The sequence below is a fragment of the Clostridium sp. Cult1 genome (assembly GCF_021655095.1).
Lineage (GTDB): Bacteria > Bacillota > Clostridia > Tissierellales > Tepidimicrobiaceae > Schnuerera.
In genome coordinates, this window is record NZ_PPXW01000001.1 from 1,218,217 (window position 1) to 1,233,950 (window position 15,734).

18 protein-coding genes are annotated in these 15,734 nt (G+C 31.8%); 16 read left to right on the forward strand and 2 right to left on the reverse strand.

Annotated elements, in window-relative coordinates; genetic code table 11:
- Positions 1–4: 4 nt before the first annotated feature.
- From cobM to C3E89_RS06010, 6 genes are all read left to right on the forward strand, one after another.
- Positions 5–760 (forward strand): precorrin-4 C(11)-methyltransferase, encoded by a 756-nt coding sequence (cobM, locus tag C3E89_RS05985; protein WP_236911563.1) that lies wholly within the window; start codon positions 5–7, stop codon positions 758–760.
- The gene (gene cbiG / locus C3E89_RS05990; RefSeq protein WP_236911564.1) at positions 757–1,770 is read left to right on the forward strand and encodes a cobalt-precorrin 5A hydrolase; all 1,014 of its coding nucleotides are present in this window, start codon (positions 757–759) and stop codon (positions 1,768–1,770) included. The genes cobM and cbiG overlap by 4 nt, the downstream gene beginning before the upstream one ends.
- Position 1,771: 1 nt before the next feature.
- Positions 1,772–2,494, forward strand: coding sequence for a precorrin-3B C(17)-methyltransferase (cobJ, locus tag C3E89_RS05995; RefSeq protein WP_236911565.1), 723 nt, complete (start codon positions 1,772–1,774; stop codon positions 2,492–2,494).
- A complete protein-coding gene (gene cobK, locus C3E89_RS06000) occupies positions 2,491–3,222 on the forward strand; it encodes a precorrin-6A reductase (protein ID WP_236911566.1) in 732 nt (243 codons plus the stop codon). The genes cobJ and cobK overlap by 4 nt, the downstream gene beginning before the upstream one ends.
- Positions 3,222–3,473 carry a cysteine-rich small domain-containing protein gene (locus C3E89_RS06005; protein ID WP_236911567.1) on the forward strand — a complete coding sequence of 84 codons (252 nt, stop codon included), beginning with the start codon at positions 3,222–3,224 and terminating at the stop codon, positions 3,471–3,473. Before cobK ends, C3E89_RS06005 begins: the two co-directional genes overlap by 1 nt.
- 140 nt (positions 3,474–3,613) lie before the next feature.
- Positions 3,614–4,126 carry a Fur family transcriptional regulator gene (locus C3E89_RS06010; RefSeq protein WP_236911568.1) on the forward strand — a complete coding sequence of 171 codons (513 nt, stop codon included), beginning with the start codon at positions 3,614–3,616 and terminating at the stop codon, positions 4,124–4,126.
- A gap of 14 nt (positions 4,127–4,140) precedes the next feature.
- Here the strand turns inward: C3E89_RS06010 and C3E89_RS06015 are convergent, their stop codons facing one another.
- Complete coding sequence (locus C3E89_RS06015; protein ID WP_236911569.1) at positions 4,141–5,010, reverse strand: DUF4349 domain-containing protein; 870 nt, start codon at positions 5,008–5,010, stop codon at positions 4,141–4,143.
- 209 nt (positions 5,011–5,219) lie between these two features.
- Between C3E89_RS06015 and C3E89_RS06020 the strand changes: the two genes are divergently transcribed.
- Positions 5,220–6,446: a CD0519/CD1768 family membrane protein gene (locus C3E89_RS06020; protein ID WP_236911570.1), complete on the forward strand. Its 1,227-nt coding sequence runs from the start codon at positions 5,220–5,222 to the stop codon at positions 6,444–6,446.
- A 55-nt stretch (positions 6,447–6,501) separates the two neighbouring features.
- Here C3E89_RS06020 and C3E89_RS06025 read toward each other — a convergent pair whose 3' ends face one another.
- The gene (locus tag C3E89_RS06025) at positions 6,502–7,368 is read right to left on the reverse strand and encodes a DUF4438 domain-containing protein (RefSeq protein ID WP_236911571.1); all 867 of its coding nucleotides are present in this window, start codon (positions 7,366–7,368) and stop codon (positions 6,502–6,504) included.
- Positions 7,369–7,638: 270 nt separating this feature from the next.
- Between C3E89_RS06025 and C3E89_RS06030 the strand changes: the two genes are divergently transcribed.
- The 9 genes from C3E89_RS06030 (at position 7,639) to gcvPA (ending at position 15,727) form a co-directional block, all read left to right on the forward strand.
- A complete protein-coding gene (locus C3E89_RS06030; protein ID WP_236911572.1) occupies positions 7,639–8,436 on the forward strand; it encodes an ABC transporter permease in 798 nt (265 codons plus the stop codon).
- Positions 8,437–8,474: 38 nt separating this feature from the next.
- Complete coding sequence (locus C3E89_RS06035; RefSeq protein WP_236911573.1) at positions 8,475–9,524, forward strand: ABC transporter substrate-binding protein; 1,050 nt, start codon at positions 8,475–8,477, stop codon at positions 9,522–9,524.
- 43 nt (positions 9,525–9,567) lie between these two features.
- Entirely contained in the window at positions 9,568–10,581 is a 1,014-nt protein-coding gene (locus C3E89_RS06040) for an ABC transporter ATP-binding protein (RefSeq protein ID WP_236911574.1), read from the forward strand.
- A gap of 27 nt (positions 10,582–10,608) precedes the next feature.
- The gene (locus C3E89_RS06045) at positions 10,609–11,169 is read left to right on the forward strand and encodes a CD3072 family TudS-related putative desulfidase (RefSeq protein WP_236911575.1); all 561 of its coding nucleotides are present in this window, start codon (positions 10,609–10,611) and stop codon (positions 11,167–11,169) included.
- A 75-nt stretch (positions 11,170–11,244) separates the two neighbouring features.
- Entirely contained in the window at positions 11,245–11,601 is a 357-nt protein-coding gene (locus C3E89_RS06050; RefSeq protein ID WP_236911576.1) for a helix-turn-helix domain-containing protein, read from the forward strand.
- Positions 11,602–11,631: 30 nt separating this feature from the next.
- Positions 11,632–12,405, forward strand: a complete 774-nt coding sequence (locus C3E89_RS06055; RefSeq protein ID WP_236911577.1) for an ImmA/IrrE family metallo-endopeptidase — start codon at positions 11,632–11,634, stop codon at positions 12,403–12,405.
- Between the two features lie 491 nt (positions 12,406–12,896).
- Positions 12,897–13,454, forward strand: a complete 558-nt coding sequence (locus C3E89_RS06060; RefSeq protein ID WP_236911578.1) for a CD3073 family putative ECF transporter S component — start codon at positions 12,897–12,899, stop codon at positions 13,452–13,454.
- Entirely contained in the window at positions 13,455–13,967 is a 513-nt protein-coding gene (locus C3E89_RS06065; RefSeq protein ID WP_236911579.1) for a CD3072 family TudS-related putative desulfidase, read from the forward strand.
- A 371-nt stretch (positions 13,968–14,338) separates the two neighbouring features.
- Complete coding sequence (gcvPA, locus tag C3E89_RS06070) at positions 14,339–15,727, forward strand: aminomethyl-transferring glycine dehydrogenase subunit GcvPA (RefSeq protein WP_025641631.1); 1,389 nt, start codon at positions 14,339–14,341, stop codon at positions 15,725–15,727.
- Positions 15,728–15,734: the final 7 nt, after the last annotated feature.

The window sequence follows — 15,734 nt, forward strand, 5'->3', positions numbered from 1 at the left end:
TCTAATGATTAGTTTTGTAGGGGCAGGTCCTGGAGATGTGGATTTAATAACCATTAAAGGAAGACAGCTATTAGAAAAGGCAGATATGGTTATATATGCTGGAAGCCTAGTGTCAAAGGATCATTTAAAATTTTGTAGAGATTCTTGTAAGATATATAATAGCGCTTCCATGACCTTAGAAGAAATAGTGGATAAGATGGAGAAGGCAGTAAAGGAAGGGTTGAAAGTAGTAAGGTTACATACAGGAGATCCAACTATTTATGGCGCAATAAGAGAACAGATGGATTTATTAGATGAAATGGGCATAGAGTACGAAGTTATCCCTGGTGTTAGCTCCTTTACTGCTGCCTGTTCTGCCATAAAAAAAGAGTTTACATTGCCTAATGTAACCCAAACAGTTATATTAACCAGAATAGAAGGGCGAACTCCAGTGCCAGAAGAAGAGGATTTAGAGCTATTAGCTAAACATAAAGCCTCAATGGCCTTATTCCTATCAGTAAAGGATATGGATAGGGTAGTTAAAAAGTTAAATAAAGGTTATGGTAGGGAAGATGTACCAGTAGCTGTAGTATATAAGGCAACTTGGGATGATGAAAAGATAATAATGGGTACTTTAAAGGATATAAAAGAAAAGGTAGAGCAGGCAGGAATTGCTAAAACCGCCCAGATATTAGTAGGAGATTTTATAAAAGGAGAATACGAAAGGTCTAAACTATATGACCCATCCTTTTCCCATGAATATAGGGAGGCTTATGAATGAAAATTGCCTGTATTTCCTTTACCCAACAGGGAAAAGAAATAGGTGAAAAACTAGTTAAAGCAAGCTTTAAAAATAATAAATACACTGCCAACCATTTTATTAACGATGAAATTCATGGAGGCATAAAGTCTAGAATGGATTTTTTAGTCAAGGAATATGATGGACTCATTTTCATATCTGCTACAGGAATTGCTGTTAGGCTTATGAATCCTTATATTATTAATAAAACTATAGATCCTGCTGTAGTTGTGGTAGATGATGGAGGTAATTTTTCCATTAGCCTATTGTCAGGCCATATTGGTGGTGCAAATAGATTGGCCCAATGGGTAGGGGATATTATAGGAGCTATTCCTGTTATTACCACTGCCTCGGATAACAGAGGTGTAGAATCTATAGATCTATTTGCTATGAAAAATAATTACAATATGGAAGATATGGGGGCAGTAAAGGATATTACTGCCATGATGGTAAATAAAAACAAAGTAGGGTTTTATTCTGAGTTGAAGGAAGTTATAAAATATGACAATCTAAAAATACTAGATAATTATAAGGACAAAGACCATTCTATTCAAGGAGTTATTATAGTAAGTTCTCAAAAAAGGATAGACATCCCCTATGAAAAACACTGTAGATTAATACCTAAGAATATCAATATAGGTATAGGGTGTAAAAGGGGTATGGAAGGTAAAAGGATCATAGAAGCCATTGAAAATATACTAACTCAATTAAATTTATCTTCTAAGGGAATTAAAGCTATAGGAACCATAGAAGTGAAAAAGGGTGAAATAGGTATAATAGAGGCTTGCAATCATTTCAATTGTCCTTTGAAAATATTTACCTTAGAGGAGATAAAAAAGATAGAAGATAATTTTCCAAAATCCCAATTCGTAAAGAAAACAATAGGAGTATATTCTGTATCAGAACCTTCTGCCTATCTACTAGGAGGGAAGATGTTAACTGGGAAAATTAAAATAGATGGAATAACCATATCTGTAGCAAAGGAGGTATAAGATGGCTAAACTATATGTAATCGGTATAGGGCCTGGAGGTAGAGAGCATATGACATTGAAGGCCATAGAAACTATAAAAAAATCTGATATTATTGTAGGCTATACCCCGTATATAGACTATCTGGGGGATTTAGTAAAAGGAAAGGAAATTTATTCTACAGGGATGAAAGGGGAAATAGAAAGGTGTAAATTAGCAATAAAAAAAGTAAAGGAAGGAAAAAACACCGCTATAATTTCAACAGGAGATGCTGGACTTTATGGTATGGCTGGGCCAATATTAGAATTGAAGGAGGATATAGAAGTAGAAATAATTCCAGGAGTTACGGCAGCTTTTTCTGCAGCTAGCGAATTAGGTTCACCTATTATGCATGATTTTGCTTCCATTAGCCTTAGTGATTTATTAACTCCTTGGGAAGTAATCGAGAAAAGGATTGAAAAGGCAGCAGAAGGGGATTTTGTAATAGCTATTTACAACCCTAGAAGTAAGGGAAGGAAGGACCATTTAGAAAAGGCCGTAGAAATAATGCTTAAATATAAAGAAGGGGACACACCGGTGGGGATAGTAAAGAATTCTGGTCGTGGAAATACAGAAATAATCTTAACTACCTTAGTAAACATTTCTTATGAAAAGGTGGACATGCTAAGTATATTAATAATAGGGAATAGTAATACCTATGTAAAAGATGACCAGATGATAACTCCAAGGGGGTACCATATAAGATGATCTGGATAATTGGTGGTACTAGCGAATCTAGAAGGCTTATAGATAGAATAAAGGATTTGGATAGCTATATTGTTACCGTGGCAACAGAAAGTGGGGAAGAGTTTATTGAAAATCTAAAGTTTTATACGGGAAGAATGGACTATGCTGGAATGCTAGAGTTTGTCTCTAAAAACTGTATATCTTTAATAGTAGACCTTTCCCACCCTTATGCAAAGGTAGTAACAGAAAATGCAAAAAAGGTGGCAGAAGAAAAGAATATAGGATATATTAGGTATGCTAGAAAGAAAGTAGTCTCAAATTCTAAAGGTATATACTTGAAGAATTATGAGGAAGCCTATGATTATATTGCTAAAATAAATGGGACAGTTTTTTTCACCACAGGTTCAAAAAATATAGGTGATTTTGAAAAAGTGCGAGGAGAAAACAGATTTATTTATCGAATACTACCTGCATTAGAAAGTATTAAAATATGTAGAAAATATAATATAAAGTTAAAGGACATAGTTGCTGTCCTAGGGCCCTTCTCAGTAGAATATAATAAAGCTATGTTTAAAGAGTATGGTGTAGATTATGTAGTAATGAAGGATAGTGGAGAAGAAGGGGGTACCCTAGATAAAATAAGGGCTTGTGAGGAATTAGGTATAATCCCTATTATAATAGGGAGGGAGATGGAAGATGGCTTTCATAGTTTAGATTCCATAGAAAAAATAATAAGGAGGCATGTCTAATGGAGAATTGCTATAGATTTTATAGAAATACTGCTTGTGAGTATTTTCCTTGTCATAAAGTAAAAGATGAAGAAAATTTTAATTGTATGTTCTGTTATTGTCCATTATATTTTTTAGAAGAATGTGGAGGAAATCATTTTGACAATAATGGAATAAAGGACTGTACCAACTGCCTAATACCCCATTCCCCGAAAGGATATGATTATATAAATGAAAAGATAATGGAAGTGAATAGAAAGAGAAATAAATAATTTGAATAATTGAGCCAACATTATTGACATAAGTTTACTAAGTTATATAATATAATTAAACGAACATAAACCCAAAACTAAAAATAAATGTATTTCTCATTTTGGCAGTTTCATTTTAATTTATACAAGGTGTTGATTATGTGGTTGAGTTAAAAGAACAAAAAAAAGAAAGTTATGAATTGATAAAAAAGCTCATAGAAAGCAAAGGATACAAGCTGACTACCCAAAGAGAAAGGATATTGATGGAATTTATTGAAAACAAAGATGAACATTTGAATGCAGAAAAAGTCTATAATATATTAAAAACTGAAGGAATTGGAATTTCAACAGTTTATAGAAATATAAATCTTTTTGTAGATTTAAATATATTGAAGGAATTCAAAATCGATGAAACAAGCTATTATGAATTAAAAATGTATGCTAAAAAACCTTTACATATCCATTTCATATGTGAAGAATGTGAAACCTTAGTTGATATAAAAGATAGGGATATAATATTGCAATATTTAAATATAAACAATTCTATAGAAAACAATTATAAAATTCAAATAAATGATGTGGATATTATGTTTCATGGATTGTGTAATAAATGTGCTGAAAAGAAACAAAATCATTTAAATAGCCTTAGTCTCCAATTTAAACAAAGAAACTAAGGCTAATGTTTCAATTATTTTTTACTCTTCTTATACTTAACCATAGCCTTATGGATTAAGAAACCAATTATTCCAAGGATAATAATAAAGGGTAATAAATAAATTAGTAAAATTACTAACTTTTCCAAGGTGTTTTTAAAGAAATATAAAGATTCATCAATAGCATCTAAAACTTTTCTACCAAAGGAAGTTTCTGGACTTGTTGAGCTAGTTAGTTTTTCAACTTCTTGGATATATAAATTGATTGTAGTAAAATCCACTTTATCATCCAAATCCATTAGACTAGATTTTAACCTTTCTTTTTCATATATGACTTCACTTAACTGTTTTTCTAAAGCGATAATATCCTCTACTTTGTCAGCTTTCTCCATAAGGGAAAGAATTCTTTCTTCTTTTACTTCAACAACTTTCATTCTGGATTCTGTATCAGTATATTGTTTGGTCACATCTTGTTTATTAGTACTTTCCCAAACTTTATTCCCTATCGTTTTTAAATCGGATTTGAAATTATTAATACTATACTTAGGAACCCTAATAGTAAATTCTCCATTTTGAAAATTCCTAGAACTATAGGATATATTGGAATACTCTACATAAGCCTGATGTTTTTCTATAACCTTATTCAATTCATCATTAGATCTATCAAACTCAGTAGTTTCAAACCTAATATCAATTGTGGTGATGACTTTTTCTGGTTCCAATGGACTAGACGATTCATTTTTAAAACTGCTTCCTTCTTTTTCCGAGGATTCATGAGAATCAGAATCGGATATAGCCATATCTACAGATGTATTATTACTTTTTTCTGCACTGCAACCAACTATCATAGATAAAACAAGTAATACACTGAACAAAAAAAGAATTCTCTTTTTAGTATTTATCACTAGGATCACCTCTTTAATATGATTATACAATAGATAGACAAGAAAAATGCTACAAATTAGTTACATTATAATCAATTGTCAAAAAATTAAAAAAATAAGCATTTATTAAATAATAATGTATAATAGTATATGGTAATAAAATTAAAAGAAATAAATCTTTTACTGTAAAAAATGCTTTAGTAAAGAATTACACAGAGGAGTGTGAAGGGATGATTAACCAATCTAATGTTAATAAGGTAGATGCTAGTCAAAAATATGGTGTTGAAGCTAGGGCAGATACAAAATTAAAAAAAGCTGTAGGTTTAGAAGGATTTGTATGCTTGGCAATAATAATTGGATTTTTTACCATCTTAGGAAGTAAAATGGGGCTAATAAATGCGATAAACACTCTACTAAATACAGCCTATGACTTACTCATGAATACAGTATTTAAAATAATGGCCATAGCAGTAATAGCAGGAGCAGTAGCTAGTATTTTAACGGAATTTGGCGTTATTTCACTAGCAAATAAATTATTATCTCCTTTGATGAAGCCTCTCTACGGTCTTCCTGGAGCAAGTGTAATAAGTATATTTACAACCTATTTATCAGACAATCCAGCAGTATTGACTTTAGCTGAAGACAGAAGATTTCGTAGGTATTTTAAGAAATATCAATTACCAGCACTAACTAATATTGGTACCTCCTTTGGTATGGGACTAATCGTTACTATTTTTATGATGGGACTAACTAGCCCTAGTGGAGAAAATTTTATCCTACCAGCAATTATCGGTAATATTGGTGCAATAATCGGTAGTATAGTTTCGGTCCGTTTAATGCTTCTACATACTAAAAAAGTATATGGAACGGAACTTGAAGCTGAAGAATCACATGGAAACGAATATGATATAGTAGAGTACCGTGAAATTAGAGAAGGCAATATAGCTGAAAGAATAATGAACACCATTCTAGAAGGGGGCGCTTCTGGAGTAAAGGTAGGTTTTGCAATAATTCCAGGAGTATTAATTATATGCAGTATTGTTATGATTTTATCAAATAGTGCTCCAGAAACTGGAGTGTATACAGGGGCTGCTTATGAGGGAGTAAACCTTCTTCCTTGGATTGGAGAAAAGATTAGTTTCATAACCACTCCTCTTTTTGGATTTACCTCTGCAGCTGCTATATCTGTACCTATTACTGCTTTAGGAGCAGCTGGTGCAGCTATAGGCATAGCATCAACTATGGTTAGTACTGGATTAGCTCATGGTAATGATGTGGCAGTATTTACAGCTATGTGTATGTGTTGGAGCGGATATTTAAGTACTCATGTGGCTATGATGGATGGTTTAAACTTTAGAAACCTAACAGGGAAAGCCATATTCAGTCATACCATAGGCGGAATATGTGCAGGAATTGCTGCAAATTGGATTTATAAATTAGTAATGGTATTTATGTAGAAAAAACCTTCCATATCCAGATAAATCAATTTTAGAATATGGAAGGTTTTTTTAATTATAAGATTCCAAGATAATTACCAATATTAGCTTCTTCATCTATAACACCTTTAATTTTAGAAGTTTTACAACTCATAATAACGGTAACCCCTGGACCGTGACCAGATTTAATACAATCGCTGTGGACTATGACACCGATGGAAATAGAACCTTCTAAATATTGTCTACCATTAGTATTGTCACAATCCTTAAGTAGAACTAAATCGCCAAATCTTAGTTTGTTTATCCCAAACTTTTCATTGGCATTCTTGTCTCCAGTCATAATATCGTAGTCTCCAGAAAAGGCAGTAGCACCTCCTACTCCGGAACCCATTAGATAAGCAGGTATTTCTGTAACCACAGGAACTTCCAGAATTCCTTTTGAATTTTCTTTAATATTTAATTTTTCAAATAGGCGAGGATCTATATTCATACATTTAATATCCTCATATCCCTCTATAGCTAAACCTTGTCCATAAGCTTTAACTAAAATAGTGTCTCCAATAGCCATATTCTCCAAATCTTCGTCTCCAAAGTAGATTAAAGTATGGTCAACCCCGCCATGCACACCCGTTACAAAACCTTTGGCACCTTTTGCATTACCAGTTATAACTTGAGCTTCATTACCTATACATGCTAAAAGCATTAATGCTTTGTTGTCTGGTGTATTATCGTTTTTGATACTAACACCAGGCTCAATATGATCTCCTACCCATTTCATACAAGAATCCCCAACTTTTACATTGTAACAAATGCCACCAGTTGCTGGAAGTATATGAGCCAAACCTTCCTGATCAATTCTATAAGGATTGTTGCTAGTAGCAGGGCTTGATATTTGACCTTGCACTGATTGAATCACTAGTTTGTCTTTATTCGTTTTAATCATGAATTAGGCCTCCTTTAAATTGCTAATAGTAAATATATTGTATCATTACTAGTATATTTGTTAAATAGAATTGAAAATTCATATTGTATTATTACTACCATTCAAAAAATTAATAATAGAAAAAAGAGTATAGCTATTATCTATTGGATTATTGTTATAAAATATGCTAATCTAATTTATGTTGTTAACATACATTCTATCGCAATTGTTAAGAAATTAACTACGACAAGTTAATAATCTCGGATAGCTTTCGTAGATTGGAGGCATGCCATGGGAAATAAGAAAAAGTATTTTATCATTATCATAAGACTATTACTTATTGGAGCTTTTATTTTATTCTGGGAATGGTCAGCCCGATCAAAACTATATAATCCACTTTTTACAAGTTATCCAAGTGAAATCCTTAAAGATTTAGTTGATTTTTATACAAGTGGAGATTTAGTAAAACATACATCGGTAACATTAAGGGAAGCTTTTATTGGATTATTTTATGGAACGGTTACTGGAATTATAGTAGGTTTAATATTAGGTCAGTTTGAAATATTAGGGAAGATTCTTTTGCCTATTATTACAGCAGTACATGGGATTCCTCAACTAACATTAGCACCAATTTATATTCTGTGGTTTGGTTTAGGGCTTACATCGAAAATTTTCCTTGCAGGTCTTATGGTGTTTTTTCATGTGTTTTTTTCCACTTATGCAGGAATTCAAAATGTAGAACCTAAACTCATTGAATCAGCTAATTTACTGGGAGCAGGAAAAGTGCAAACCCTGGTACATGTAGTTTTACCATCTAGTATGCCTTTCATATTATCAGGGATTCGTGTAGGAGTTGGTTCCAGCTTGGTAGGAGCTATTATTGGAGAGTATATAGGCGCTTCAGCAGGTTTTGGATGGATGATAGCATATGCAAGTTCTTTTTTTAATATTGCACGTGTTATGTCCTGTATTTTAATATTACTTATCGTTGGTATACTCTTAAACTTTTCTCTTGATAAAATTGAAAAATATTTACTTCGTTGGAGAGCACCGACTAATCTATCTATGGAAAATAAAAGAAATACATAAAAATAGCAAAAAATTAGATAATGAGAGGAGAAAAATAAATGAAAAAATATTTAAAATTAATTTTACTAGTAGGTCTAATGGTATCTTTGGTTTCAGGCTGTACAAGTGAACTAAATAATCCAAAGGAATCAGTGGATCAAAGTCAAAGTGAAGAAACTGAAAAGAATGAACAAGAATTTGAAAAAATTATTATCTCTGAGATGCGAGGAGAATCTTGGCTACCAGTCTATGTAGCTGAAATGCTTGGATACTTTGAGGATGAAGGGCTGGAAACAGAATTTGTTGTTTATAAAGATGGACCTATAGCTTTCCAAGGAATGCATGCAGGGGATTCTCAATTTTGTATGCTTTCAACTGAACCAGTTTTACGCGCCTTTGATGAAGGATTAGAATCTACAATTATTCTTCCAACAGTTAGAAGCAAACAATATATGTTTGCTACTAATTCAGAAATTACTAGTATGGAAGAATTAAAAGGCAAAGCCATTTTTGGAGGTATGCCTGGTTCTGCACCATATTCTTTTGTTGCCTCGGCTCTAGAAGAAGCAGGACTAACAGTAAATGATGTAGAGTGGATTAATATGGAATATGGAGCTGCATTAGCTGCCCTTGAACAGGGAACTATTTCGGCTGCTTATTTCGATGGTATTTATATAAACAAATTAGAAGAAATAAATGCAAATATATTAATCAATACTATGGATCCAGAACAACATAAAGCCATCTACGGCACTGAATTTTATGAATCCCAAATGGTTACTGTTACGAAAAAGTTTGCTGAGGAAAACCCTGAAACAATACAAAAATTTGTAAACGCAGTTATGAGGGCCATTCAGTGGCAAACAGAGCATACAGATGAGGAGATTGCAGAAGTGGTATCACCAATGTTTGAAGGTAAAGATATGGTTGAAGTAATAAGTATATTAAGAGATTCATTAACAATTGATGGGAATTACAGTAAAGAAGGATACGAAGCAATCGAAAAGTTTTGTCTAGAACAGGAAATTATAGAAAAACCTATCGGATATGATAATGTAATTGATATGACTTATGTAAACAATGCAAAAGAAACATTAAATATGCAATAAAGAATTCCCTGTATTCTCAGGGAATAGGATTTGAGGGATAATTATGGCATATATAGTTTTTCAAGATATAGAAAAATACTACGGTGAAAATCATGTTTTAAAAAAGACCAATTTATCAGTGGAAAAAGGTGAATTTGTAACATTATTAGGTGCTTCTGGTTGTGGCAAAAGTACTTTATTAAGATGTCTTGCAGGATTGGAACAAGTAAGTAGTGGAAAAATCTTCCTTGATGGAAAAGAAATTACTTATACAAATCCAAGAGATAGAAATGTAGGTATGATCTTTCAACAATATAGCCTTTTTCCTAATTTGAATGTATATAACAATATTGCATTTGGTCTAAAAATGAAAAAAGTAGAAAAGGATATCATCTATGAACGGGTAAAAAATGCAATTAAAATGGTTGATCTAGATGGAAAAGAAAAGAAATACCCATCACAGCTTTCTGGAGGGGAACAGCAGAGAGTAGCTTTAGCTAGATGTATTGTGACAAGGCCAAAAGTACTTCTATTAGATGAGCCATTAAGTGCAATTGATGCTAAGCTTCGTAAATCCCTTCAATCAAGGATTAAAGAAATTCATAAAGAATTGGGAATGACTTCAATTTTTGTAACCCATGACCAAGATGAAGCGATGACAATGTCAGATACCATACATTTGATGAAAGATGGAGTTATAGAGCAATCGGGAAACCCTTTTGAACTTTATAGTAGACCTAAAAATAGTTTTGCAGCTAGTTTCATAGGCAATTATAATATTTTACCAACAAAGATTTTTTCTAAATTAACTGATGAAGTATATCCAGGGTTTAATAATATAGTTATACGACCAGAACTTATCGATATTTCAAATGTTGACTATAGAAATGACCAAGAATACTATTATTTTTCTGGAAAAGTTATAGGAATTCTTCCCCAAGGAAATATTGTCCGCTATTCTGTAAATATAAAAGAAGCTTTATTAGATATAGATGTTCTTAATGATGGAAAAGAACTTTATCAGTTAGAACAACATGTTTTTCTTAGAGTAAAAAAAGACTTCTGCATTAATTTATAGATCATATTTGATGAAGGAAGTGATGAATTGAAAAGAAGCAAAAAAATTATACTTATCTCCCATTGTATATTAAACTCTAATTCAAAAGTAGAAGGTTTAAGTCAATATGAGGGTATATTTAAGGAAATTGTAGATATGATTTATGAAGAAGGTATAGGGATTATTCAACTTCCTTGTCCTGAAATGATAATATATGGGATTAAACGATGGGGTCATGTGAAAGAACAATTCGATACATTATTCTATAGAGAAAACTGTAGAGAAATGATAAAGCCTATAATTGGTCAAATGAAAAGCTATATAGATACAGGCTATGAGATAATAGGCGTAATAGGAATAGATGGTAGTCCAAGCTGTGGGGTGAATTTCACTTGTTCAGGAGATTGGGAAGGAGACCCTTCCTCTAAAGATGATATAAACCATAAAATCAAAGACTTAAAGGAGATAAATAGTTCAGGAGTATTTATGGAGGAACTAAAAAGATACCTAGGGCAATATAATTTGGAAATTCCATTTGTAGCCATAAATGAAAATGATGTATATAGTTCTATAAATGATATAGAAAAGTTTTTAGGTAATAGGGACTAAAGAATAAGAGTATAACTATCTTATTGACAAGCTGAAACCTCTTATGTAATATTATATTACAAGGAGGTTTTATTCATGCTTGGAGAACATGAGATTGGAAAAAAGATAAAAACAATTAGAAAAGAAAAAAGATTAAGCCAATCAAAAGTAGTAGAAAAACTTATACAAAAAGATATAAATATGAGTAGAGAAACCCTTAGTAAAATGGAAAACAATAACAGGTCCATTTCTGCTATAGAACTAAAAGCCATATCTGACGTATTAGGTGTAGATATAAGCGATTTTTTCTATAAAGAAGAACCAGGGGATTTAGTGACTTTTTTTAGAAAAAAAAATTTCTCTAAAGATTCTCTAAAAGAAATCTCCAAACTTCAAGATATGGTAAAAGTGTTTATAAATCATGAGAAGATGTATAAGGGAGAACAAGAATAATGGATAGTTGTAAAGGAAGGATGAATTGGTTTGAAAAATAATATAAGTATTCCCGATGAATTGTTCAGGCTTAAAATTAAAGAATTAGCAGAAGAAGTTAGGATAAAATTTGCTAAAAAAGGGCTATCTGACATATTCGACATTCTCTCCGAAAGCGCTTTTCTAATCAGAAAGCCTTTAGATATAGAAGGACTTTCTGGATTCATTACCTATTTTGAAGGCCATTTCATAGTATATTTAAATAGTAATTTTACTTTAGGGCATGAACGATATACAGGGGCTCATGAATTATATCATATAATCTATAATGAAGATATATTGAAGAAAGAGAAAGTCTTTATAGATAAGGACAAATATATAGAAGAAGAGAAAAAAGCAGATGTATTTGCAGCTGAATTTCTAATGCCAGAAGATTATGTAAAAGAGATATTTTATAAATTTGTAAACGTAGATAAACAAAAAATAGAACCTAAACATATAGTTCGAATGCATAATTTTTTCAAGGTAAGCTATAAAGCAATGCTAAAAAGGCTTGTTCAATTCGACCTTTGCTCCTTAGACAAATATGCGGAGCTTATTGATATTGCTTCTCTAAAAAACAAAGATAAACTTCAGTCCTTAACCAAAGAAGAAGGATATAGCATTAACTTAATTGTTCCATCTAAAGAAAACTACATCCCAAAAGAATATCTAATATATGTTAAAGCTAATTATGAAAATGGGAAAGTTTCCTATGATGAGTTAAAAAAGACTTTGGATTTCATTGGATTAAGTCCAGAAGAATTAGGATATGTGGAAAATTAAATATAATTGATAATAAAAACCTAAGTTGTGTTACTTAGGTTTTTATTATGCTATAAATACAATAAGAAATAAAGATGTATAAAAACATTTCAAGGATTGAGATATATTAAAATATAATGACATATAATGTTACGAAAGGGCATGGATATAATGAAATTTGGAATTAGAAAACCCAAGTATCAAAAAGCGAATAGGTGCAAGAACTAGTATCAGAAGACAAATAGTCCACAAAGGTTCTAATATGATAAAAATCATAATCTAGCAAAAAGTATATCTGAAGTATTATGGTGAGAGTCTAGAAGATAATTAGAATATAAAGTAAAATGCTATGGTAGGGAAGTAATCATAGCACCATCAAATTATTAATTAAACTCTAGTATTATAGAAGGACTTTATTTTTAAATTATAATCTATAGAATATATCTATTGTACATTAAGGAGCCTACGTACTATAATTATCGTGAAATAATAAATTATATGGAGGTAATGAAATGAATAACAGAAATAATACTTATGCACTAATCTTCTCTGCCTTGGGAATAGCAGTAAATATAGTACTAGGCACTGTATCTAGCATATTAAACATTCCTCTATTATTTCTAGATACTATAGGAACCATTTTTACTGCCGCAACTTTTGGACCATTTTATGGAGCCTTAACTGGAGGACTTACAAATGTGATTCAAGGAATCATTACTAACCCTAAAAGTATTCCTTTTGCATTAGTAAATATTGTAGTAGGGATTATTGTTGGTTTAATAGCAAGAAAGAAAAAATTTACTTATCTAACTGCAATAATAACTGGGCTAATTTTAGCAGTAATAGCCCCATTAGTTGGGACACCTATTGCTGTATATGTTTATGGAGGAATAACTGGAGATTTTAATGATGTGTTTTTTACATGGTTAGTACAGACTGGTCAAACAGTTTTTACTGCCGCTTTTATCCCTAGAATAACTAGTAATATAGTTGATAAAGTAGCAAGTTGTATGATTGTAGCTTTTCTAATGCAAAGGTTACCTAATAAATTTATACAAGGAGCCAAGTAAATGGAAAGAAGCAAAAAAGTAATTTTTATTTCTCATTGTATATTAAATCAAAATACAGTTGTATCACCATTAGCTAGAGCAAAAGGGCCCTATAGGGATATAATAAATATAATTATGGATTACGGAATAGGGATTCATCAGTTACCATGTCCGGAATTTAGGCATCTAGGATTAAAAAGAGAACCAATGACAAAAGAGGAATATGACACTGAAGAATATAGAATTCTCTGTAAAAAAATATCTAAAGATATAATAAATGTTATGAAAGAATATTTGAATAATGGATACCAAATAGTAGGACTCATAGGTATAAACAGTAGTCCAACCTGTGGTATTAGAAAAGAAAAAGGAATTTTAATGGAGGAATTGTTGAGTTTAGCATCAGAGTTAGAAATTAATCTTAAAACAATAGATGTACCTACCAATTATAGTGATGGAGACATTGGAAAGGAATTTGTTATAGAATTAGAAAGGTTTATAAAATCAAGCACAGGTAATAAAGAGTGGCAGTAAGTATAATATATCTATCTCCAATATAGAACCAAAAGCCTAAGTTATGTTACTTAGGCTTTTGTTGGTTGATATATTTATGTTTGACAATATTCAAAATATTCGCTACAATTAAATTGAAAATACGAAGTACATTAAACAAATCAAGAATTCAATTCTAAATAGCAACAAGAACAACTACAAAAGAAAATCAATTACAATAATATTTTTCTATTAAATTCATATCTTATAATATCACTTAGAATAATCAATTAAATATCCAACTTCATAAAATTATATCCATTTACCTACCTAGGGGGTGATCTCTATAGATTAGGTTAATTATCTGTGAATTTTTATAAGAAAAAACTAAAATCATTAATGGAGGGATGATTATGGATAAAATTATATATCCTTACATACCTAATTCAGCACCTGAAGTTAAAAAACAAATGTTAGAAGAATTAGGATTAAAGGATGTAGAGGAAATCTATGCGGAAATTCCTGAACATTTAAGGTTTAAAGATGAAATGGATTTACCTGAACCTCTCTTATCAGAATATGAACTAAAAAGGCATGTTGAAGAGATTTTAGCTCAGGATAAGGATTGTAAGGAATATTTAAATTTCCTAGGGGGGGGAACCTGGCAACATTATGTGCCGGAAGTATGTGATACTATTAATTCGAGGGACGAATTTCTCACAGCCTATGTGGGAGCTGCCTATGCAGATCATGGTAAATATCAAGCTATGTTCGAATTTACCAGTATGTTAGGAGAGCTATTAGATTTTGATGTTGTAAGTACTCCAACATATGACTGGGGAATGGCAGCAGGTTATGCCATAAGAATGGCAGCTAGGATGACAGGAAAGAATGAAGTATTAATCCCTAAAACCATATCACCTGATCGCTACCTATGTATTAAAAACCTTTGTAAACCGACCATTAGAATTAAATTAATACAATATGATAGGAAAACGGGTTTACTAGATTTAGAAGATTTAAAAGCCAAGATATCAGATAAAACAGCAGCTGTCTATTTTGAAAACCCATCTTATCTTGGATTTATAGAAACTCAGGGAGAAGAAATCTCAAGAATAACCCATGAAAAAGATGCCATAAGTATAGTCGGAGTAGATCCAAGTTCACTAGGAGTATTGGAACCTCCAAGTCATTATGGAGCAGACATAGCCTGCGGAGAACTACAACCTTTAGGCATCCACATAAATGCTGGAGGAGGTCTTGCTGGATTCATAGCTTCTCGGGATGAAGAAAAATATGTTGCTGAATACCCTACCCAACTTTGGGGAATAACGGAAACCACTAGGGAAGGAGAATATGGATTTGGAGATGTAAGTTTTGAAAGAACGTCTTATGCATCAAGGGAAAATGCTAAGGATTTTTTAGGTACTCAAACCGCTTTATGGGGTATAACAGCAGGAGTATATCTTGCGTTAATGGGGCCAAAAGGTATGCAAGAATTAGGAGAAGGAATAATGCAAAGGGTAGATTATGCTCAAAAGGTATTAAGTAAAATCCCAGGAGTTAAGGTACCTTTGTTAAGTTCAATAAATTTTAAAGAATTTATAGTGAATTTTGATGCAACTGGCAAAAAAATATCCGAAATAAATAGAGATCTATTGGATTATGGAATATTTGGCGGAAAAGACCTTTCCAAAGAGTTTCCAGAACTAGGCAACAATGCTCTATATTGTATTACAGAAATTCATACTAAATCGGATATAGATAGATTAGCAGATGCCCTTAAGAAAGTATTAGCGTAAAATTCTG